Source organism: Vibrio hannami (assembly GCF_029589055.1).
GTDB lineage: Bacteria > Pseudomonadota > Gammaproteobacteria > Enterobacterales > Vibrionaceae > Vibrio > Vibrio hannami.
Genome location: NZ_JARQZP010000007.1, coordinates 940,847 through 962,196, shown reverse-complemented (window position 1 = coordinate 962,196; position 21,350 = coordinate 940,847). Strand labels below are relative to the sequence as shown.

Annotated in this window: 17 protein-coding genes and 2 pseudogenes; 11 read left to right on the top strand and 8 right to left on the bottom strand. The window is 43.6% G+C overall.

Annotated features, from left to right (window positions below; translation table 11 throughout):
• Positions 1 to 174: 174 nt before the first annotated feature.
• Together pheT and pheS are read right to left on the bottom strand one after the other, a co-directional pair.
• Positions 175 to 2,563 (bottom strand): annotated as a pseudogene (pheT, locus tag P7F88_RS18790) (phenylalanine--tRNA ligase subunit beta).
• Positions 2,564 to 2,581: 18 nt separating this feature from the next.
• Complete coding sequence (gene pheS / locus P7F88_RS18785) at positions 2,582 to 3,565, bottom strand: phenylalanine--tRNA ligase subunit alpha (protein WP_277827239.1); 984 nt, start codon at positions 3,563 to 3,565, stop codon at positions 2,582 to 2,584.
• Positions 3,566 to 3,868: 303 nt separating this feature from the next.
• On the opposite strand from pheS, the gene P7F88_RS18780 reads away from it, so the two are divergent.
• Entirely contained in the window at positions 3,869 to 4,945 is a 1,077-nt protein-coding gene (locus P7F88_RS18780) for a PQQ-dependent sugar dehydrogenase (RefSeq protein WP_277827237.1), read from the top strand.
• 53 nt (positions 4,946 to 4,998) lie between these two features.
• Here the strand turns inward: P7F88_RS18780 and rplT are convergent, their stop codons facing one another.
• The 4 genes from rplT to thrS all read right to left on the bottom strand — a co-directional run bounded on the left by rplT (position 4,999) and on the right by thrS (position 8,181).
• Positions 4,999 to 5,352, bottom strand: coding sequence for a 50S ribosomal protein L20 (gene rplT, locus P7F88_RS18775; protein ID WP_277827235.1), 354 nt, complete (start codon positions 5,350 to 5,352; stop codon positions 4,999 to 5,001).
• Positions 5,353 to 5,394: 42 nt separating this feature from the next.
• The gene (gene rpmI, locus P7F88_RS18770; RefSeq protein WP_275131898.1) at positions 5,395 to 5,589 is read right to left on the bottom strand and encodes a 50S ribosomal protein L35; all 195 of its coding nucleotides are present in this window, start codon (positions 5,587 to 5,589) and stop codon (positions 5,395 to 5,397) included.
• 105 nt (positions 5,590 to 5,694) lie between these two features.
• Positions 5,695 to 6,249 (bottom strand): translation initiation factor IF-3, encoded by a 555-nt coding sequence (infC, locus tag P7F88_RS18765; RefSeq protein ID WP_277829226.1) that lies wholly within the window; start codon positions 6,247 to 6,249, stop codon positions 5,695 to 5,697.
• A gap of 3 nt (positions 6,250 to 6,252) precedes the next feature.
• Entirely contained in the window at positions 6,253 to 8,181 is a 1,929-nt protein-coding gene (thrS, locus tag P7F88_RS18760; protein ID WP_277827233.1) for a threonine--tRNA ligase, read from the bottom strand.
• Between the two features lie 287 nt (positions 8,182 to 8,468).
• Between thrS and P7F88_RS18755 the strand changes: the two genes are divergently transcribed.
• The gene (locus P7F88_RS18755) at positions 8,469 to 9,206 is read left to right on the top strand and encodes a DUF3581 domain-containing protein (RefSeq protein WP_277827231.1); all 738 of its coding nucleotides are present in this window, start codon (positions 8,469 to 8,471) and stop codon (positions 9,204 to 9,206) included.
• 99 nt (positions 9,207 to 9,305) lie between these two features.
• Here the strand turns inward: P7F88_RS18755 and P7F88_RS18750 are convergent, their stop codons facing one another.
• Positions 9,306 to 9,767, bottom strand: a complete 462-nt coding sequence (locus tag P7F88_RS18750; RefSeq protein ID WP_277827229.1) for a methyltransferase family protein — start codon at positions 9,765 to 9,767, stop codon at positions 9,306 to 9,308.
• Between the two features lie 25 nt (positions 9,768 to 9,792).
• Complete coding sequence (gene ydiJ, locus P7F88_RS18745) at positions 9,793 to 12,831, bottom strand: D-2-hydroxyglutarate dehydrogenase YdiJ (RefSeq protein WP_277827227.1); 3,039 nt, start codon at positions 12,829 to 12,831, stop codon at positions 9,793 to 9,795.
• Positions 12,832 to 13,047: 216 nt separating this feature from the next.
• Between ydiJ and P7F88_RS18740 the strand changes: the two genes are divergently transcribed.
• The 9 genes and pseudogenes from P7F88_RS18740 to P7F88_RS18700 all read left to right on the top strand — a co-directional run bounded on the left by P7F88_RS18740 (position 13,048) and on the right by P7F88_RS18700 (position 21,336).
• A complete protein-coding gene (locus tag P7F88_RS18740) occupies positions 13,048 to 13,731 on the top strand; it encodes a DUF3334 family protein (RefSeq protein WP_277827225.1) in 684 nt (227 codons plus the stop codon).
• Positions 13,732 to 13,888: 157 nt separating this feature from the next.
• Positions 13,889 to 14,571, top strand: a pseudogene (locus tag P7F88_RS18735) (DUF2786 domain-containing protein).
• Positions 14,572 to 14,581: 10 nt separating this feature from the next.
• On the top strand, positions 14,582 to 15,475 hold the full coding sequence (locus P7F88_RS18730; protein ID WP_277827224.1) for a hypothetical protein: 894 nt from the start codon (positions 14,582 to 14,584) through the stop codon (positions 15,473 to 15,475).
• A 91-nt stretch (positions 15,476 to 15,566) separates the two neighbouring features.
• A complete protein-coding gene (locus tag P7F88_RS18725) occupies positions 15,567 to 15,746 on the top strand; it encodes a hypothetical protein (protein ID WP_277827222.1) in 180 nt (59 codons plus the stop codon).
• Positions 15,747 to 15,932: 186 nt separating this feature from the next.
• On the top strand, positions 15,933 to 16,334 hold the full coding sequence (locus P7F88_RS18720) for a hypothetical protein (protein WP_277827220.1): 402 nt from the start codon (positions 15,933 to 15,935) through the stop codon (positions 16,332 to 16,334).
• Positions 16,335 to 16,577: 243 nt separating this feature from the next.
• Entirely contained in the window at positions 16,578 to 17,681 is a 1,104-nt protein-coding gene (locus P7F88_RS18715; RefSeq protein WP_277827218.1) for a phosphoribosylaminoimidazolesuccinocarboxamide synthase, read from the top strand.
• 505 nt (positions 17,682 to 18,186) lie between these two features.
• Positions 18,187 to 18,960 (top strand): response regulator transcription factor, encoded by a 774-nt coding sequence (locus P7F88_RS18710; protein WP_277827216.1) that lies wholly within the window; start codon positions 18,187 to 18,189, stop codon positions 18,958 to 18,960.
• A 347-nt stretch (positions 18,961 to 19,307) separates the two neighbouring features.
• On the top strand, positions 19,308 to 20,855 hold the full coding sequence (locus P7F88_RS18705) for a flavocytochrome c (RefSeq protein WP_277827214.1): 1,548 nt from the start codon (positions 19,308 to 19,310) through the stop codon (positions 20,853 to 20,855).
• 25 nt (positions 20,856 to 20,880) lie between these two features.
• A complete protein-coding gene (locus P7F88_RS18700; RefSeq protein WP_277827212.1) occupies positions 20,881 to 21,336 on the top strand; it encodes a cytochrome c3 family protein in 456 nt (151 codons plus the stop codon).
• Positions 21,337 to 21,350: the final 14 nt, after the last annotated feature.

The window sequence follows — 21,350 nt, the reverse complement described above, 5'->3', positions numbered from 1 at the left end:
ACGCTAAAAGCGTCCGTTCAGACTGATGACAAACCTTGAGATCGTCATTCCCGCGAAGGCGGGAATCTAAACAAATCAAAACCTTATATCCCTGCCTACACAGGGATGACGGACTTTGTCAACAAACTCAACGGACGCAAAAAACGTCCGTTTTATTGAACTTATTAAGCTCAATTAGTCACGTAGTGTTGCACCGAACTGCTCTGAAACCGCAGCAACGATAGCATCTACAGAGCCAGCGATATCCGCGTCTTCAAGCGTACGCTCAACAGATTGAAGGCTTAGTGCAATAGCAAGGCTCTTCTTGCCTTCTTCTACACCCTTACCTACGTAAACGTCGAACAGCTTCGCATCTGTCAGGAACTCACCGCCAGACTTCAGACACGCTTCAACAACGTCGCCAGAAGCTACAGACTCGTCTACAACCAACGCAATATCACGACGGTTTGATGGGAACTTAGACAGAGCGACGGCTTCAGGAATTACACGTTCGTTAATTGCAGCCCATTCGATTTCGAATACGATAGTACGACCATTCAGACCAAACTTACGCTCTAGCTCTGGGTGTACAGTACCAATAACGCCTACTTCTTTACCATCTACAACGATCGCCGCAGACTGGCCTGGGTGAAGCGCAGGGTGCTTCGCTGCTTTGAAGCTGTATGCTTTTTCATTGCAAGTCAGCTCTAGAATCGCTTCCAGGTCGCCTTTCAAGTCAAAGAAATCAACAGTGTTAGTTTCAATGTCCCAGTGTTCTTCACTGCGAGTACCCGCAATAACACCAGCAAGCATGGTTTCCTGACGCATACCATTTTCTGCCGCTTCATCCGGGATAAAACGCAGACCTTGTTCGAATAGACGAACGCGTGGCTGCTGTCGTTTCTGGTTGTGAACAACAGTGTTAAGAAGACCCTGAATCAGACCAAGACGCATTGCAGACATATCTGCAGAGATCGGGAATGGCAAAATCAGAGGTTCAATCTCAGGCACAATCAGCTTCTGCTGCTCTGGCTCTACAAAGCTGTAAGTGATTGCTTCGTGGTAACCACGGTCAACAAGCAGGTCACGAACACGCTTAAGAGGCTGATCCGCTTCTTTGTGCAGGTTCATAGACAGTGCTGCAACCGGAGCCTGGTTAGGGATATTGTCGTAACCGTAGATACGGCCAACTTCTTCAACCAGATCCTGCTCGATAGCAATATCAAAGCGCCATGTTGGAGCCTGTGCTGTCCAGCCCTCTTCTGTTGTCTCAACAGACATACCAAGACGCTCAAGGATCTCCGCTACATCTTCAGATGGGATGTGGTGACCAAGCAGGTTATCCAGCTTTGTACGGCGAAGAGACACAGTGGTTTGGCTTAGGAAGTTCTGCTTCAGATTCAGCAGTAATTACAGGACCCGCTTCACCGCCACAGATTTCAATTAGCAGCTGAGTAGCACGTTCCATTGCGCTTGGCTGAAGCGCATAGTCAACACCACGTTCGTAACGCATTGAAGCATCGGTATGCAAACCATAAGCACGCGCGCGGCCTTTGATTGCATCTGGTGCAAAGAATGCACACTCAAGCAGTACATCTTTAGTTTCTGTTGTTACGCCAGAACCTTCACCACCAAATACGCCACCGATAGCCAGTGGTTTGTTGTGGTCACAGATGATTAGCGTATCACTGTTAAGCTCTGCTTCGTTACCATCAAGAAGGGTCAGTTTTTCACCCTGCTCAGCCAGACGAACAACAATGCCACCTTCGATCTTGTCCAGATCAAATGCGTGCATTGGCTGTCCCTGCTCAAGCAGAACGTAGTTAGTAATATCAACAACAGGGTCGATTGAGCGAATACCGCAACGGCGCAGTTTTTCCTGCATCCAGATTGGTGTTGCTGCTTTTACGTTTACATTCTTAACTACACGGCCAAGGTAACGAGGACATGCGTCGAATGATTTAACATCAATAGAGATAGTGTCATCGATTGATGGTGCAACAGCTTCAAACGTTGGCTCAGTTACGTCAGCACGGTTAAGTACGCCTACTTCACGAGCAAGACCACGAATGCTAAAGCAGTCAGCTCGGTTAGAAGTCAGGTCAACGTCTACCGTTACGTCTTCAAGATCAAGGAATGCACGGAAATCCATACCGATTTCAGCGGCTTCTGGTAACTCCATGATGCCATCAGATTCAACATCGATACCTAGCTCTGTAAAAGAACAAAGCATGCCGTGTGAAGGCTGACCGCGTAGTTTTGCTTTTTTGATTTTGAAATCGCCAGGAAGAACAGCACCAACAGTTGCAACAGCAACTTTAAGGCCTTCACGGCAGTTTGGCGCACCACAAACGATATCAAGAAGTTCTTCTGCACCAACGTCTACTTTAGTTACGCGAAGTTTGTCTGCATCCGGGTGCTGACCACACTCAACAACTTTACCTACTTTAACGCCGGTGAACTCACCAGCAACAGGTAGTACGTCATCAACCTCAAGGCCAGCCATAGTGATTTGATGTGTAAGCTCGTCAGTAGTTACCGATGGGTTAACCCACTCACGTAGCCAGGATTCACTGAATTTCATAGTTCGACTGCCCCTGAATTACTTGAACTGTTTTAGGAAACGAAGGTCGTTCTCGAAGAACGCACGAAGGTCATTTACGCCGTAACGAAGCATTGTCAGACGCTCAACACCCATACCGAAAGCAAAGCCAGAGTATTTCTCAGGGTCGATGCCTACGCTGCGAAGTACGTTAGGGTGAACCATGCCACAGCCAAGAACTTCAAGCCATTTGCCATTCTTACCTTTCACATCTACTTCCGCTGAAGGCTCAGTGAATGGGAAGTAAGATGGACGGAAACGTACTTCCAGATCTTCTTCAAAGAAGTTGCATAGGAAGTCATTAAGAATGCCTTTCAGCTGAGCGAAGTTTACGTTTTCGTCAACCAGCATACCTTCTACCTGATGGAACATTGGGGTATGAGTCTGATCGTAGTCGTTACGGTAAACACGACCAGGAGCAATAAAGCGCAGTGGAGGCTGACGCTCTTCCATAGTACGAATCTGTACACCAGAAGTGTGCGTACGAAGCATCAGCTTTGGATTGAAGAAGAAGGTATCGTGGTCGGTACGAGCCGGATGATCTTCTGCAATATTTAGCGCATCAAAGTTGTGGAAATCATCTTCAATTTCTGGACCAGACTCAACGGTAAAGCCTAGCTCACCAAAGAAGCTTTCGATACGCTCGATAGTGCGAGTAACAGGGTGCAGGCCACCGTTTTCAATACGACGACCCGGTAGTGTTACATCGATAGTTTCTGCAGCTAGTTTTTTCTCTAGCTCTTCACGCTGTAGCGCATCTTTACGAGCCGCGATAGCCTGCTGAACTGCACCTTTAGCTTTGTTGATCTCTTGACCAGCACTGCGGCGCTCTTCTGGTGGTAGTTTACCCAGGCTTTGAAGCTGAGCGGTAAGCTCACCTTTTTTACCTAGAAACTGAACACGCACTTCATCAAGTGCAACTAACGAATCAGCGCTTTCAATCGCGGCTGTTGCGTTAGCAATGATCTCTTGTAGATGTTGCATCTTTTCCTCATCTACCTTTCGGTAGCGTCCATAATTTAGGGCGTTTTGGTCTTTCCAAATTGCAAAACTTATCGCCAGCAATTTGGAAAGATCAACACGCCCAACTTAATCTTTACGAATAGCTGTACATAGTAATAAAACCAAGCGTTAAAGCCAAATTGAATCTGCCTTAAATCAATACCAATGCTCATTTATTCAACAATTTGCTACGCACTTATGCCCTCTTTCCTTTTCGGTTAAATGGACAAGCACCACACCTGAGCTAATCTGTATGTTATTAATCAATAATCACACTCCAAATTTATGAAATCTACTCTCAAACTATTTAGTTATGCCGCGCTCTTGTTGCCAGGTGTGGTTGCGGCTGCATCATTCAATTATCAACTTGTCGGCAAAGGATTTAACGTTCCCTGGGGACTGGCTTTTCTTGATAAAAGTACCCTTATCGTTAGTGAAAGAAACGGAGGGATTCAAAAGCTAAATCTTGAAACTGGAAACATTTCCCCTCAACCAGTCGTCAAGGACATTTATGCCCGTGGCCAGGGTGGATTGATGGATGTAGCCGTCCACGGAGATCATGTTTATCTCACATACAGCAAATCAACACCTCAGGGGTCAGTCACTGCCCTCGCCCGCTCCAAAATTCTTCAAGGATCACTATCCAAATGGGAAGACATCTTCATTTCTGACTCTGCAAGCGATACTACGAGACATTTTGGTAGCCGTGTAGCATTTGATGGAAAAGACCACCTATTTCTGTCTATTGGAGATCGAGGCGAACGTTCTAACGGCCAAAACACTTCCAACCATGCAGGGTCAATACTTCGGTTAAATCTTGATGGCTCAGTCCCTGACGACAACCCTTTTACAGACAAGCCAACAGTAAGAGATGAAATATGGAGCTTTGGGCATAGAAACCCACAAGGACTTTTCTATGATGCGGAATCTGGCAACTTGTGGTCTATCGAACACGGCCCTCGCGGTGGGGATGAAGTAAACCTAATTCTTGAGGGAGCAAATTACGGCTGGCCTTTAACTTCACATGGAAAAGAGTACTGGGGACCAATTGATGTAGCTGACTATCAGGAAAAAGATGGGATAGAATCCCCAAAAAAAGTCTATATCCCGTCTATCGCACCAAGCAATATTTTGTTGTATCGGGGAGAACGTTATCCATCACTTAAAGGAAAACTTGTTGCAGGAGCACTTAAACTCGCTCACTTGAACGCTCTCACTCTGGATGAAGGGAATAATATTGTTGATGAGCAGAGAATCGCAGAAGAGCTGGGAGAAAGAATCAGGGATGTTGAGATAAGCCCTGATGGGTATATCTATTTTAGTACTGACAGAGGAAATATTTATCGCTTGCTAGAAGGCTAGTAAGAAAAAAGGAGACCAAATGGTCTCCTTTTTCAAAGCCTGTAAACTGACTCTTAAAGAGCAGCTTTCGCTTTTTCAACTAGAACTGCGAATGCAGCTTTGTCGAATACAGCGATATCAGCAAGGATCTTACGATCGATCTCGATAGAAGCTTTCTTAAGACCGTTGATGAAACGGCTGTAAGATAGACCATTCTGACGAGAAGCAGCGTTGATACGAGCGATCCATAGCTGACGGAACTGACGCTTCTTAGCGCGACGGTCACGGTATGCATATTGACCAGCTTTTGTAACTGCTTGGAAAGCTACACGATAAACACGAGAACGTGCACCGTAGTAACCTTTAGCTTGCTTTAGAACTTTTTTGTGTGCAGCGCGAGCCTGAACACCACGTTTTACGCGAGGCATAATTGTCTCCTAAACTAAACTTGTTGAAATAACTAAAAAGAATTAAGCGTATGGCATCATACGAACAACTGCAGCCACTTCACACTTAGGAAGGATTGCATTTGGACGAAGCTGACGCTTGTTCTTAGTAGTACGCTTAGTCAGGATGTGACGTTTTGTCGCGTGCTTGTACTTAATACCGCCGCCAGTTTTCTTGAAACGCTTAGCAGCACCTTTGTTGGTTTTCATCTTAGGCATGATGAATAACTCCGCATTGTAGTTTGTTAATAAACACAGTAATTAGGGCGAATAAAACCCAGCCGCTTTACAGCAGCTGGGCTGTATTACTTGCAAAGCCGTTAATTACTTCTTCTTAGGGGCTAGCACCATAATCATCTGGCGACCTTCAATACGCGTCGGGAAAGATTCTACAACAGCAAATTCTACTGTATCTTCTTTTAGACGGTTAAGAACGTCGACACCGATATCCTGGTGTGCCATTTCTCGGCCACGGAAGCGAATTGTTACCTTCACTTTGTTGCCTTCTTCAAGGAAACGCGTCAGGTTGCGTAGTTTTACCTGATAGTCTCCAATATCAGTTCCAGGACGGAATTTTACTTCCTTAATCTGGATCTGCTTTTGCTTCTTCTTCTGCTCTTTAGCAGCTTTGCTCTTCTCGAAGAGGAACTTGCCATAGTCCATCACACGACAAACTGGTGGCTCGGCGTTAGGGCTGATCTCTACAAGATCCATACCAGCTTCTTCAGCTGCAGCTAGTGCTTCACCAAGTTTTACTACACCTACTGATTCACCATCTGCGCCAGTCAAACGTACTTCACGAACGCCACGAATTTCACCGTTTAAACGGTGCTGGTTTTGTTTGGCCGGTTGTTGTTGGCCACGTCTTCCGCCTTTAATAGTTTATTCCTCCAGATTAAGCTTACGGCTAGAAACCTCTTCTTGAAGATGTGAAATGAAATCTTCAATCTTGAATTTACCGAGGTCCTTACCCTTACGAGTACGTACTGCGATTTCGCCGGCTTCCATTTCCTGGTCACCACAAACGAGCATATACGGTACACGCTTCAAAGTATGTTCGCGGATTTTAAAGCCTATCTTCTCATTTCTCAAGTCCGCTTTTGCTCTAATTCCACTTTTTTGCAGTTTTTCTGACACTTCCTGAACATATTCTGACTGTTTGTCAGTGATATTCATGATTACGGCCTGTTCTGGAGACATCCACGTAGGGAAGAAACCAGCATATTCTTCAGTAAGAATACCGATGAATCGCTCAAGAGAACCCAGAATTGCACGGTGAATCATTACAGGAACCTGACGTTCGTTGTTTTCATCAACGTATGTTGCACCTAGGCGACCAGGCATCGAGAAGTCTAGCTGGATCGTGCCGCATTGCCATGCACGGTCAAGGCAGTCGTATAGAGTGAACTCGATCTTAGGACCGTAGAACGCACCCTCACCCGGCTGTAGTTCATACTCTAGGTTGTTTGCTTCTAGCGCTTCTTCAAGTGCTTTTTCTGCCTTATCCCAAATCTCATCAGTACCAACACGCTGCTCTGGACGAGTAGACAGTTTGATATCAATGTTTTCAAAACCAAATGTACTGTAGGTATCAAATACCATTTCAATACATGAAGTCACTTCCTGCAGGATTTGATCTTCTGTACAGAATACGTGAGCATCATCCTGAGTGAACGAACGTACACGCATCAGGCCGTGTAGTGAACCAGATGGTTCGTTACGGTGAACAAGACCAAACTCAGCCATACGGTATGGCAGGTCACGGTATGATTTAAGACCCTGGTTAAAGATTTGCAGGTGGCCAGGACAGTTCATCGGTTTCACGGCATAAGTGCGTTTTTCCGATTCTGTTGCAAAAATCATATCACCGTACTTGTCCCAGTGACCTGATTTTTCCCACATGCTTACATCCAGGATAAGCGGTGCACGTACTTCTTCATAGTTGAACTTAACCAGCTGCTGACGCATGAAGTTTTCAAGTTCTTTATAAATTGTCCAACCATGGTTATGCCAGAACACCATACCCGGCGCTTCTTGCTGCATGTGGAACAAGTCTAGTTGCTTACCAAGTTTACGGTGGTCACGCTTTGCTGCCTCTTCCAGGCGAGTCAGGTGCGCTTTTAGTGCTTTCTTATCGTGGAACGCAGTACCGTAGATACGCTGTAGCATCTTGTTGTCGCTATCACCACGCCAGTATGCACCAGCAACATTTAACAGTGTAAAGTGCTGACAGAAGCCCATGTGTGGTACGTGCGGACCACGGCACATGTCAACATATTCTTCATGATGGTAAAGACCCGGACGATCATCTTTAGATACGTTTTCGTCCAGAATTTCCATTTTGTATGTTTCGCCACGCGCTTCAAAAGTATCGCGTGCTTCCTGCCAGCTAACGTTTTTCTTGATAACCTGGTACTTGGTTTTCGCCAGCTCTTTCATGCGTTTTTCAAGCGCATCAAGGTCCTCTTGAGTCAGAGAACGGTCAAGGTCGATATCGTAGTAGAAACCATTGTCGATGGTTGGACCAATCGCCATTTTGGTTTCAGGGAATAGCTGCTTAATAGCGTGACCAAGAAGGTGCGCACAAGAGTGGCGTACAATCTCAAGACCATCATCATTGTCTTTATTGGTGATGATTTCCAGAATTGCATCGTTTTCGATCAAATCACAAGCGTCACGACGTTCACCGTCTACACGGCCAGCGATGGTGGCTTTCGCCAGACCAGGGCCGATAGATTCAGCGACTTGCAGTACAGAAACAGGATTATCGAATTGACGTTGACTACCGTCAGGAAGAGTAATTACAGGCATGTTATGTCCTTTACAGTGGTGTTGCACACTAAGCAACACATGTTCATCTAAAATATTTGAAAATAGAATCTTTTTGATCGCCTCTCGGTAATACGTATACCGGACAATCTCCAAGAGGAGTGATTCTACCGATCTAATTCGCTGATTGCAAAGAAGGAATCTAAATCAATTACCCGTTCAAAAAACGTTTTTGACAAAAAAATGACGTGTTGTCTCACTGGATAGACCATTTACATTATAGATCTCAGTTATAATCCGCCCGTTTTTTGGCAACTCTAAAGATAATTATGTTTTTAAAACCTTATTTTTCAGCGATCAGCGAGCACTTTCAGTTCACTAAACAGCAAGCAAGCCACTTTGCTAAAAAAGTAGCGGGCGACTTCAACCCAATCCACGATGAAGATAATAAGCGCTTCTGCGTGCCTGGTGACCTGTTATTTGCGGTACTGCTTAAAAAAGAAGGTGTAAGCCAGAAAATGCGCTTTGATTTCTCCGGAATGGTAAATGAAGGCGTTAACCTGAGTGTTGAAAACAAAGGTGAACATGAGAGCGCCGTTGTTGATGCAAATGGTAAAGAATATCTTCATATGACTCATGAAGGTGAGTGCAATAAGAATCCCGAGTTTATCGAGCACGTGGTAAAGAGCTATGTTCAGTTCTCTGGCATGAACTTCCCTCATATCATGGTTCCATTGATGGAAGAGAAGCAGATGATGATTAACTGTCAGCGTCCGCTAGTTATTTACGAAAGCATGGAAGTTGAGTTCACCAGACTGGATCTTGAGCATCCTGAAGTTGAGTTTGCTGGTGCAACATTTGATATTGAAGGTAAACGCGGAATAGTAACGCTTAACTTCGACTTTAAAGAAGATTGCGAGATTGTAGGCAAAGGCATCAAGCGTATGGTTGCAAGCGGTTTAAAACCATATAACCAAGAATCGATTGATGATCTGGTTACCCGATTCAACGAAAGAAAAGAACAGTTTCTTTCTCAGTTTGCTACAGACCCAATTCTAGCGGCATAACTTAAAGTTCTTAAAAACATCAGATTCACAAAGAAGGCCTTCAAATTTTGCAGGCCTTCTTCTTGTTTACTTAATGATAAGTATTTGCTTGCCCGTGGCTCAAATCCAGCGACGTACTCGTTTTTTATAGCGAGTGTAGCTTTCTCCAAATTTTGCGGTCAGGTGTTGTTCCTCAGGCTCTATCTGGAAGCGATTCATGTACCAGACAAACAACAGGCACACCAGCATACTCAGAACGTTTTGCAACATATACGCAGATCCGATTAAGAGCAATAACAAGCCAAAGTACATAGGATTGCGTGATAGCCTATATATCCCGCTATCGACTACAGTTGTGGCCTTATCTATATCGACCGGGTGTACCGATGTTTTGGCCTTCTTAAACTCATAGATACCAGCTAAGCCAAATATACCCGATGCGACAAAACAGATTGCAAACACGGCATATCTGGCTGGTAGTTCAAGTGCTAATTGAACCACCATACGATCAAAAAAATAGATAAGAGCGATACAAATCAGAAACACAAACACTGGTGGTATTTTTAGCTTTAATGCATCCATTTTCGTTCGCCCTCAATTTTAGCGACTAACCTACTAACTGTAATAACGCCTGCAATGGGTGTTTTGCATAGGTTTCTTCGGTTCTCTTAACCTGACTGCGACAAGAGTAACCCGTCACCAGACACTGCTCTTTCGGTAGTTTTTCAAAGTTCGGTTTCCAGCTAAGGTCATAAATGTCCTTAGAACTTTGTAGCTTATCCGCCTCGTGACCATATGTTCCAGCCATACCACAGCAGCCAACAGATACAGGCTCCAATACACCACCAAAGAATTTAAAGATGGTCGTCCATTCTTTCTCCGCGTTTGGCATACGAGTCTTTTCAGTACAATGGGCAAACAGATACCACGGAGGAAGATCTGAAGGCTGACCTGCAGTAAACGATTCCAGATTATCCATCATCCATTCATGAACATTGAGCACCTGAAAATCACCACGTTGCTCGCCCAGAATATCTACGTACTCATCGCGGTAACAAAGCACCAAAGCAGGATCAACACCGACCATTGGAATACCAAGTTCAGCAACTTGCGATAAGAATTCAGATGTATTCGAAGCGGTTGCCGTAAACTGCTTCAAGAAGCCTTTAATATGCTGAGCCTTACCGTTAGGTTTAAACGGTAATACCACTGGTGTTTTGCCCAATTTAGAAACCAATTTTACAAAATCCTCGACAACCTGAGCATCATAATAGGAAGTAAAAGGATCTTGAACGATCAGTACATGCTTCTGTTTCTCGTCCTCAGACATAATATGAAGAGCCTGGTAATCAAACTCTTTCGCATCCACTTTCGAAAGTCTCTTCTTCAATGTCGGTACTGATAACAACGGCGCATCTACATACCCTACCGATGCCGCCGTAAGATTCTGTATCCACTTCTGCAACAGGGTAACATTCACTACTTTTGGTATTTTAGCCATCAAAGGCAGCATATTTTCGATATTCGCGACTAAATAGTCTTTAGCCGGTCTCTGGTAACGTGAATAGTAGATATTTAGGAATCGCGCTCGGAAACTTGGAACATCAACTTTAATAGGACATTGAGTACCACAAGCTTTACAAGCCAGACAACCATTCATCGCGTCGTACACTTCATGAGAAAAATCATACTCATGGCGCTTATTGATACTGTTACGTACTCTATCTATTAGCACTTTAACTGTTGGTGCTTTGTCTAAAGTCTGCTTTTCAAGATCGAGTACATCTATTCCCTGCTCCGTCAACTGGCGCAACCACTCACGAACCAGCCCCGCCCTTCCTTTTGGTGAGTGGCGACGATCAGCCGTCACTTTCATAGATGGACACATCGGGGAAGCAGTATCGTAGTTAAAGCAAAGACCGTTACCATTACATTCCATTGCCAGCTTAAAGCTATCGCGAACTTCTACATCGATCTGTCTGTCATAATACGCACGCTTGACCCCATTTACTTTTACCAACTCTTCATTGCTATCTAGGGGAGTACAAACCTTACCCGGATTCATCTTGTTATGAGGGTCGAATGCAGCTTTTACTCGTCTTAGCTCGGTATAAAGTTCTTCACCAAAAAACTCTGGCCCGTACTCAGAACGATACCCTTTACCGTGCTCACCCCACATTAAGCCGCCATACTTAGCAACCAATGCCACTACCCTGTCAGATATCTCTTGCATCAGCTCTTCCTGATGGGGGTCGCAAAGGTCCAATGCAGGGCGTACGTGCAAAACACCAGTATCAACATGACCAAACATGCCGTATTGCAACTCTTTGCTATCTAGCAACTCTCGAAATTCAGCAATAAAGTCAGCAAGGTTTTCCGGCGGTACACAAGTGTCTTCAGCAAACGCAACTGGTTTAGCCCTACCCTTTGCAGCACCAAGTAAACCAACCGCTTTTTTGCGCATACCATAGATTCGACCGATGCTGGCTAAGTCATCACATATTTGATAACCGATAACACCTGCTTCATTGTTAGCAATCATTTGGTCCAGTTTTTCTGCTAATGCCCTAACATTATCAGTTATTTCTGTTTCGTCCTGACCTGCAAACTCGACGATATTGATACCTAACATCTCTTTATCAGGTACATCCGTTAATAAATCTTTAACTGAGTGCCAGACAATATCCTGTTTTGCCAGATTCAAAACTTTAGAGTCGATGGTTTCAACGGATAAAGCGTTCGCCTTAACTAAGAAAGGCGCGGTTCTTAAGGCCGAGTCGAAGCTATCGTACTTAACGTTCACCAACGTTCGAACTTTTGGAATTGGTGTCAGGTTCAGCTTCGCTTCTGTAATAAATGCTAATGAACCTTCAGAGCCACATAACACTCGCGTAAGGTCAAAATTGCCTTCATCTGTTAAAGCGTTTTTAAGGTCATAACCTGTTAAAAAGCGATTAAGCGGCGGGAATTTTTCAACAATCTGTTCGCGTTTTTCACTGCAGACCGATTTAGTTGTCTGATAAGCATCATAAGCAAACTCACCTTCCACAGGCAGCCCATGAGTATCATCCGTTTCGTACAACGAACCATCAGCAAAAACAGCCTGGAGAGAGAGGACATGATCGGAGGTCTTTCCGTAAACCAACGATCCCTGACCAGAAGCATCAGTATTAATCATCCCGCCAAGTGTGGCGCGGTTACTAGTAGATAGTTCCGGAGAGAAAAACAAGCCATGTGGACGAATTGCATCGTTAAGCTGATCTTTAACAATACCCGTTTGAACCCGAACCCAGCCCTCTTTGGTATTAATTTCTAACACCTTGTTCATATGGCGTGACAAGTCAACGATTATGCCTTTGGTTAAAGATTGGCCATTGGTTCCGGTACCGCCACCCCGAGGGGAAAATGTCACTCGGTCATAATCGGGTTGGTTGCCCGTTTGACCAATTAGAATAACATCCTCTGTTGTTTTTGGGTGAACAACTGCCTGTGGTAATTGCTGGTAAACACTATTATCGGTTGCTACCGCTAAGCGACTCGAGTATTGAGTTTCTATATCTCCGGTGAATCCGGATTGTTGAAGTTCTTCCAGGTATTTTAATACGACGGGATCGACATCCGTCTGACTTGCTAATCTTGGTAACATCTCGCTTCCTGCCCCGGTATACATAGATCCACTCTATTCGGGTCGTAATTTGGGGTCGTTGTTTAGTTGTCTGAATTATTATGATTTTTGATTTATGTCACTTTACAACATTTGACATGTGAACAAAACAAAAATGCTAGAGGAAATAAAATGACTAAATCTACATTTTTCTCCATACTGACAAAAAGCCAAATGTTCCTTTCTTAGCGAGAACTTATGAAAAAAAACACAGTAGTAACAACAGAAGATATTCTCTTAAAACTTTGTCATTCAGTATCTGATGTTCTTAGCTCCGCCACTGGTACTAATGTCTCCTACTCGGCAATGGTCCAAAAAATAAATAAGACCTGTCTTAAACCGGACCTTGGTTGCTTTGTTCTTTTTGATGGCGGTTTTTCTGGTCTGGTGGTTATCAACTTTACCGCTCCAGCGGCTTTAGAGCTTTATCACACCTATATGAAGAATATGGGCATGCCAGAAGAAGAGCTTGCCATTATTCACACCTCTGACGATGTAGCGGATGTATTGGGTGAATTGATGAACCAGTTGGTTGGTGACTTTACCAGTAAAATCCGTAAAGAACTAAAAACCAATATTACTCAAAACCAGCCAAAGATGCTGGCAATCAACAAACAGGTATTGTTATCTGTTGATACTAACCTTGATCGCCCTCAGGCAAGACGCGTAACCTTCTCTACAGAAAACAACAACATCTTTTATCTCGAACTTGCAATGGATAAGACCGAGTTTATCCAGCTGGAAGATTTCGATATCGAAGAAGACGTTTCTCCCGACTCTATCCTGGAAGCGGAAAGAAATCGAGCACAGTCAAATCAAGCGAATCAGGCGCAGCTTGCTGATGAAGCCGCTGATGATCTTCTCGATGAGCTAGGCATTTAAACTATTAGACATCCAAGCTAAAACAGACAAGCTCTTTAATTTAAAGGGCTTTTCTATTATAGGCTTTACTATTCCCGCTTAATTTCTTTATCTCATACGCCAAAATCGGTAAAATGGTCGACTTTTCATAAGATAGAGGCAAATTTCAGTAAGTTCGATGGATAAGAAGAAAGCCCTTAAGAAAATTGCGAAATGCCTGGAGCTCGGTAACTCCGCAAACGTGAACGAAGCTGCTCAGGCGATCAAAATGGCGCACCGCTTGATGCTCAAATATGGTCTTGATAAAGACGATATTGAGTTTATTAAGATGGGGAAAACTCAATCGACTCACTTGTTACCTGCTTCAATCAGCTCAACAATTCTTCGTATTATCCGTGGTATTAACACTAAGTTTGGTGTTGAAGCAGTCCTGCTAAACCATAAAGGGTTAAAAAGGGTTGAATTTATCGGCGAAGCTGACAGAGCCATTTTTGCTGCATTCGCTTTCGATATTATCTACCGAGAAATGAACGAACATACAGGTCAGTTCCGTAACAGTTTCGCAGGTTCAGGTACAAGTTCCGCAGAAGTGACACGTCGTGTAAACTCTTTTGTGTCTGGTTGGGTAGAAGGCGCTCTTGAAAAGCTACCGATCATCACCCCCGACGATGACTCTCAAAACAAGATTAACAGCTATATTGATCGTGAGTTTAAGAATATAGACAGAGAAACTTTCAAACAACAGCTTAAAGAAGCAATGAAGAACATTACAGAAGATTACGAAGTCGGCCTAAAAAAGGCAGACGAGTTTCTGTTAATCGTCCTGTTGACGGGGCAAAAGCACCGAAAATGCTCAAATAAGGATTCACGAATGTCGTGCATGGATGCAGTGAACAAGAAATATCATTCTATTATCTCTGCCATACTTCTGTCTGCATCTTTTGCCGTTAACTCGGCTCCCGCTGAAAACCTGATTGAAGAGGCTAATTCCGGCAATCCACAGGCCCAACTGGAACTTGGCCGCTCATATTACAGCGACAATCAAATCAAGCTAGCTCATTACTGGTATCTTCGCGCGTTAAAAAATGGCAATGATCAGACACTAACCGAGTTTGGTAAGCTATATGAAGATTTCAACAACCGCCCACTCGATAGTTTAATATTTGCTGAAAACTGGTACGAACTTGCCAACGAGTTAGGTTTACCTGACGCTGAAGAAGGCTATGCGCGCGTATTAGAAACTCAATTCAATAAGAGACGACAAAAGCAAGTTTCTTCTATCGCACTACTCGATGAGGCAGCTGATAAGGCACTGCATGACGGAGCAAGTGTGACAACTGCATCAACCATTGATGACCATAGAATTTCTTCAAATATAGTTATATTTGTTGCAGTGCTGATTGCTCTGGTTCTTGCGATTAGTATTCGTCGTTTTTTCAGACAAAAAAAACAAACCAAGCTAGGTAACTACGAAAAACAGTTAACAGAAAGCAGACGTAAGATTCGCTCCCTTCAAACCCATCTAAACAAAGCCCATGAACAACTTTCCAGGCTTCAGCGGAATAATCAGGCACAAAGCAGAGATCAGTCATATGCACTTGCGTGCTCATTATTAGGATTCAATCCAAATAGAGTCCCGGATCAAAAAGCGCTAAAACTACGTTATAAAAAGCTAAGTCGTGTATACCATCCAGACGCCGGAGGTAGTGAAGACGAAATGAAGCGCCTTAACGCAGCAGTGAAAATAGTAACCAGTTACAAATAAGCAAAATATAATTACATTTTGTTAACATTTTTCTTTTGATTTATGTCATAATACGGCCGCTCGTAAGCGCAGACTATCCGAAGGAGAATGTATGCATAAAACCGAAGGCTCGTGCGATTGGTGTAAAAAACAAAGTTTACTTATCCGCCATGACTATGTTGATGGGAGATATCATTACTCTTGCGAAGAGTGCCAGGAACTGGCCAGATTCGACGTCAACTTATTTAATAGAGATGAGTTAGTGCTAAGAAAACACGCCTATGACGCCTGACTAACGGAATAAATTCTAACGGATTAGCCCCTAGAGCCGCATGTTGCGGCTCTTTTTATACCCGCAAATCAACGCATTTGTACAGATCAACATCACACCGAACAAAATACAGCCAAATTACTAGTTGCAAACTGTCTGAATACACACTACTGTTTACTTATACAGTATGTACAGGAAAACAGTATTATGCTTCAGGTAAACAACTATTCTCAGCTACACACATATATTAATCGCCCTGTTGTGGGCAACCACTCCGAATCTTCTGACGTTGATGCAGGGATGTATCATCAGTTGGCGACGCTTTCACACAAACGTCTTTGGGTCCTGTTTACCTCCCAATGCCCTCGCCCTGTACAATCTGAGCTGACTTCCCATGGTGTTAATTGCCAGAATGTTATTCATATGAAGCCTTCTGTAAGCTCAACCGAAGAAGAAATTGTGCTAAAGGCGATTCAAGCTCGCACAGCAAGTGCTGTCGTTGCCAGCAATAATCTTTCCCAACAAGCAAAAACCAACATTCTTAGCTGCGCTGCTGAATCTGGATGCGAAGTCTTTTTTATGTCAGCAAACAGAACCCATATTCATTAATTCATACTCTGCCTTTATGTTTGGCTACAGCTAGGACGTGTAGACCTAGAGTCTGTAGCCTTTTTCTTTATTTATACCCATAAAGTGAACCCAACTGTTGAAATAGAAAGCAAACAAAGCAAACGTTTGCTTTTTCTCTGGAAGGTTAGAAAAGTTCTGGTATGATGCGCTCATCATTCAATGGATGCTCAGGAAATATCCTAAGCTACACCCTATTTTCAGATTATTAATAGGAATCTTTCGATGAATCTCGCCGATCAAGTTCTAGCAGTAAATGATGACTTGCCTATTCGCACAGACAAGCCTGTTCATAGTGGAAAAGTACGTTCAGTGTACTGGCTTACCGAAGAAGACAGTAAGCGACTAATTAAAGAAAAGGGCTATGATGTAGCAGAAGATGCACCACTGGCGATTATGGTTATCAGTGATCGCATTTCTGCGTTTGACTGCATTTGGCGGGGTGAAAATGGCCTGAAAGGCGTACCAGGTAAAGGCGCAGCTCTAAATGCCATCTCTAATCACTGGTTCCAGTTATTTAAAGACAATGGCCTGGCTGATAGCCATATCCTCGATATCCCGCATCCGTTTGTATGGATTGTGCAAAAAGCCAAGCCAGTGATGATCGAAGCAATCTGCCGTGGCTACATTACCGGTTCTATGTGGCGCGCCTACGAAAAAGGTGAGCGCGAATTCTGTGGTATTGAATTACCTGAAGGTCTGGAAAAAGATAAGCAGCTGCCTGAACTATTAATCACTCCTTCTACCAAGGGTATTCTGAAAGGAATCCCGGGTGTACCAGAAGCCGATGACGTAAATATCTCTCGTAAGAATATCGAGGATAGCTTTGCTTCATTTAACTTCTCTAAATCTGAAGATATTCCTCAATATGAGAAGCTACTAAAAGAAGGCTTTAACGTTATTAGTAACGCGCTTTCAGAGATTGATCAGATTTTCGTTGATACCAAGTTTGAGTTTGGTTATGTGACCGATTCAAAAGGAAACGAGAAGCTTATTTATATGGATGAAGTCGGTACTCCTGATTCATCACGCATCTGGGATAAAACAGAGTATCAATCTGGCAACATCGTGGAGAACTCAAAAGAAGGCTTCCGCCAGTTCCTGCTCAACCACTTCCCTGATCCGGACATCCTGTTAAACAAAGACAGAATGGACGAAAGAAGCGCACTAGCCAGAAACAACGAACTGCCACTTGAAGCAATGCAGATGGTTTCCGACACCTATATTGGCATTGCCGAGAAGATTACTGGTAAGAAGATCGTTCTTAGTGAGAATCCAAAAGCCGAGATTATCAAAGTTCTGAAAGAAGAGTACTCATTGATTGACTAATTAAGGTCTAGTGGCTTTTTGCCTTATTTATCAGGGAAGAGGTTTTGCTCTTCCCTTTTTTGATCCGTTTAATATATTTGATTCCGATATTAAGTGGAGTCTGCCCTACCTTTATAACTTCACTTACATAAAATGCTGTCACATATAGTTGTCCAGCAGATTCAGACTCACTTTAGAAAGAATGCCTTCCGTATCGGGCAGGACATGCATCTTAAGTATGTATTACCAATGATAAATGCACCACGCGCATACATAGAATGATAAATGGTCATTAGCCAAAAGGGGTAGATGAACATACTATAAGCGCATGGCCACAGTTGGTTACTTTTTGTAACTTATCGACACATACACAACTGCTAAGGATTCCAGCATTTTCCTGCGTTCACAATCCTAGCTTTACAAAAAGTGTCATGAGATTTCATCGGAAATACCAGAATAATAACCGGATGTGCCAATCGTCTCGTGATGCTTTCAATTAATTTAAATCTAAATGGAAGAAGCATTAATGAACTTAAACACCACCTCTCCTACTGATCTAGTAAATCTTATCGCTAAAGTAATCAAGTTTGATTCAATTATTATTCTGGGTTACCAAAATGGAAGTCATCCTATTTGTTTGTTTAGTTCACTAGAGAATCACCACAGTCAACCTTTATTGAATCTTCTCAACAGCTCTTACGCTTTTGACCCTTTCTACGCAAGCTTTACCCATCGAAAACTTGAAGGCATTTATAAGATTGAAGAGGTGCTAAAGGACAAACACAAGTACGAAGAATACAGGCAACAATTTCAAGCAGACTATGAGCGACTACATGAAATAGCGATAAACTTGCAGTTAGACTCACGCCGACATATCACGGTATTTATCCGGAGAAGTAGGTTGGATGATTTTTTCTCAACCAAAGAAAAGCTCATTCTACAAACACACTTTGCGAAGCTAAAGACTTTATGTCGAAAGCTGTGGCCTCATATTTGGGCGGCAACACCTGTTTCCGGAGGTAATCAGCTTGCAACTACCATCCACCAATCGCTTGATACTTTTGGATCTGGAGTACTAACCAATCGAGAGCAAGAAATTGCATCACTGGTGATTCAGGGAACGGATAACAAAGAGATCGCAAACAAACTTGGTATCACTATCGCTACCGTCAAAGCGCATAGAAAAAGCATCTACAACAAGCTGGAAATTTCATCTTTAGGAGATATGTTTCAGCTATTTCTCAATCACCTGATTTTGTATTCATCTCAGGAAGTTAGTCGCCAAAGAGAAGCGGCCTAAGTACTTATTATCATCTTATGCGGACACAATGATTACATGCATGATCTGTATGTGATTTTGATCATATATGCACGTAATGCATGTTATAAATGAAAAATGGTCATTAGTCATAAAGTAGTAGATAAGATTAATATACCCACATGGCCATCATGGTTACCTTTGTAACTTGTCGACACGTTTGTAACAAATAAGCAACTTTTAGCGTCATCTTTGACGCTAAAAGCGGCATTTTATACTTTGAAGTGTCACGGGATATCATCCGATATACCAGCAATAATAACCATGATGAGCTTGTTATCTCGTGATGCTTTCGTTCTTAGTTTTTTGTTAAAATGGAAGCAATAATAATGAGTCAAGATAATAACTCTCCTACCGATCTGACCCGGCGAAAGATCCTTACGGGCAGCGCTGCAGCAGCAGTAACCACCATGGTGTTTAGCAACAGTGTCAGTGCCAACGCCATCACTCAGCAAAATAATATCCAGTGGGACAAAACATTTGATGTTTTGGTCATTGGTAGTGGCTTTGCTGCACTGTCAGCTGCAATAGAGGCTCGTCGCAAAGGACTCGATGTGATGATCATCGAAAAAATGCGCGTACCAGGCGGAAACTCAACCATTAACGGTGGTCTCTTCGCTGTTGCAGGCAGTGAGCTACAGAAAGAAGAAGGTGTTGAAGACAGTGTCGAACTGATGGTTGAAGATATGATGAAAGCCGGACGCGGAATCAACCATGCAGAGCTGACCAGAGCAATCGCAGAAGGTTCGCGCGACGCTTACGACTTTGTGATTGATTGCGGTGCGAAATTTAAACCCAAACTTTCCTGGCTAGGTGGTCATTCCGTTGCCAGAACATATCTAACTCACAACGCCTCTGGCTCTGGTATCGTCCGTCCTCTTGTTCGCACTGCACGCAAAGAAGGCGTTGTCATCCGCACAGAATGCAAAATGCTGAATTTTGTGACCAATGATGATAAGCGCGTCATCGGTGTTCAGGTTCAAGACGGTTACCGTTTCCCTGATGAAGAAACTGGTATTATCAAGCATTTCAAAGCGAAGCGTGGCGTTGTTCTAGCTTCCGGTGGTTTCAGCCGTGATAAAGACTTCCGAGCAACACAAGATCCTCGTTTGAGTGGTGATATCGATAGTACCAACCAGCTTGGTGCAACTGGTGAAGCGATGCGTGCTGCATTCCGAATCGGCGCAATACCAGTGCAGATGGGACAAATTCAGCTTGGTCCATGGGCATCTCCTGATGAAGGTGGATTTGGTGTCGCTTCCATGTTCAATATTCAGTCTGGTTTCCGCTACGGCATCATGGTCGGACGCGCTACAGGTGAGCGTTTTGTAAATGAACTAGCCGACCGTAAGACACGAGCGACGGCGATCATTAAGAGCGCAGGTAATGGCAGCGAACCGGATTATCCAATCATTCTTGTTGACAGTGTCGGTGCAAAAGCGTGCCCTACCTTGGATCGTGGTCTTAAGTACAAAGTGATTAATGAGTTCGACACGTTAGAAGAACTCGCCAAGTTCTATCGGGTTCCGGAAGAAAGACTGTTGAAGTCTGTCAGTGACTATAACGAGTACGTCAAGAACAATGATGATGTTGAGTTTGGTAAGCCTATCTCTACAGCTACACCAATTATAGAACCTCCTTTCTATGGTGTTAGAGCGTGGCCGAAAGTACACCACACTATGGGTGGCGTACAAATCGACGTGACAACTCAGGTACTGCATTCTGAAACTTTCGAACCTATCGAAGGGCTCTATGCAGCTGGTGAGGTAACGGGTGGTCCGCACGGTGCGAGTCGATTGGGCAGTTGTGCAATAACAGACGGATTAGTTATGGGCCGTATCGCTGGTAACAGTGTTGCAGCTAATGATTCGGTTTAATCTTCTTCTATTGGGACAACTCACAATGAAAAACGTACTTAATATACTTAAGCCATTATTCGCTCTCGTTCTTACGACGAGTCTGGCATTCAATGCGTTTGCTGAAGGTAAAACTGAAACAACAGCAGACAAGAACCTTGAACAAAACGCGATACATCAAACCATTCTCGACTTTCTTGATGACAAGATTTACGGAAAAGTGCCAGTAAAGGGTTATCATAAAAAAGTGCACCAAAATGGTCAGAGCTGCGCTTTATGTCATGGTTCAAACGAACCGGTAACACCTGCGGATACTTCAAACTGCGCAAGTTGCCATGGCAGCCCGGAAGATGTAGCAAAACTCACCGAAGAGATGCATCCGAACCCTCACAATTCTCCACACTGGGAAACCGAATTACCTTGCGATTCATGTCATATCGAGCATGGTAAATCGAAATCTGTATGTAGTGATTGTCATCAGTTTGGCTTCCAGACACCTTAATAACACCAGAGGTA

What these genes read in the sequence shown, in the direction of transcription:
- pheS (WP_277827239.1), bottom strand. Translation starts at nt 3,565, where the DNA reads ATGCAACATCTACAAGAGATCATTGCTAACGCAACAGCCGCGATTGAA.
- P7F88_RS18780 (WP_277827237.1), top strand. Translation starts at nt 3,869, where the DNA reads ATGAAATCTACTCTCAAACTATTTAGTTATGCCGCGCTCTTGTTGCCA.
- rplT (WP_277827235.1), bottom strand. Translation starts at nt 5,352, where the DNA reads ATGCCTCGCGTAAAACGTGGTGTTCAGGCTCGCGCTGCACACAAAAAA.
- rpmI (WP_275131898.1), bottom strand. Translation starts at nt 5,589, where the DNA reads ATGCCTAAGATGAAAACCAACAAAGGTGCTGCTAAGCGTTTCAAGAAA.
- thrS (WP_277827233.1), bottom strand. Translation starts at nt 8,181, where the DNA reads ATGCCTGTAATTACTCTTCCTGACGGTAGTCAACGTCAATTCGATAAT.
- P7F88_RS18755 (WP_277827231.1), top strand. Translation starts at nt 8,469, where the DNA reads ATGTTTTTAAAACCTTATTTTTCAGCGATCAGCGAGCACTTTCAGTTC.
- P7F88_RS18750 (WP_277827229.1), bottom strand. Translation starts at nt 9,767, where the DNA reads ATGGATGCATTAAAGCTAAAAATACCACCAGTGTTTGTGTTTCTGATT.
- ydiJ (WP_277827227.1), bottom strand. Translation starts at nt 12,831, where the DNA reads ATGTTACCAAGATTAGCAAGTCAGACGGATGTCGATCCCGTCGTATTA.
- P7F88_RS18740 (WP_277827225.1), top strand. Translation starts at nt 13,048, where the DNA reads ATGAAAAAAAACACAGTAGTAACAACAGAAGATATTCTCTTAAAACTT.
- P7F88_RS18730 (WP_277827224.1), top strand. Translation starts at nt 14,582, where the DNA reads ATGTCGTGCATGGATGCAGTGAACAAGAAATATCATTCTATTATCTCT.
- P7F88_RS18725 (WP_277827222.1), top strand. Translation starts at nt 15,567, where the DNA reads ATGCATAAAACCGAAGGCTCGTGCGATTGGTGTAAAAAACAAAGTTTA.
- P7F88_RS18720 (WP_277827220.1), top strand. Translation starts at nt 15,933, where the DNA reads ATGCTTCAGGTAAACAACTATTCTCAGCTACACACATATATTAATCGC.
- P7F88_RS18715 (WP_277827218.1), top strand. Translation starts at nt 16,578, where the DNA reads ATGAATCTCGCCGATCAAGTTCTAGCAGTAAATGATGACTTGCCTATT.
- P7F88_RS18710 (WP_277827216.1), top strand. Translation starts at nt 18,187, where the DNA reads ATGAACTTAAACACCACCTCTCCTACTGATCTAGTAAATCTTATCGCT.
- P7F88_RS18705 (WP_277827214.1), top strand. Translation starts at nt 19,308, where the DNA reads ATGAGTCAAGATAATAACTCTCCTACCGATCTGACCCGGCGAAAGATC.
- P7F88_RS18700 (WP_277827212.1), top strand. Translation starts at nt 20,881, where the DNA reads ATGAAAAACGTACTTAATATACTTAAGCCATTATTCGCTCTCGTTCTT.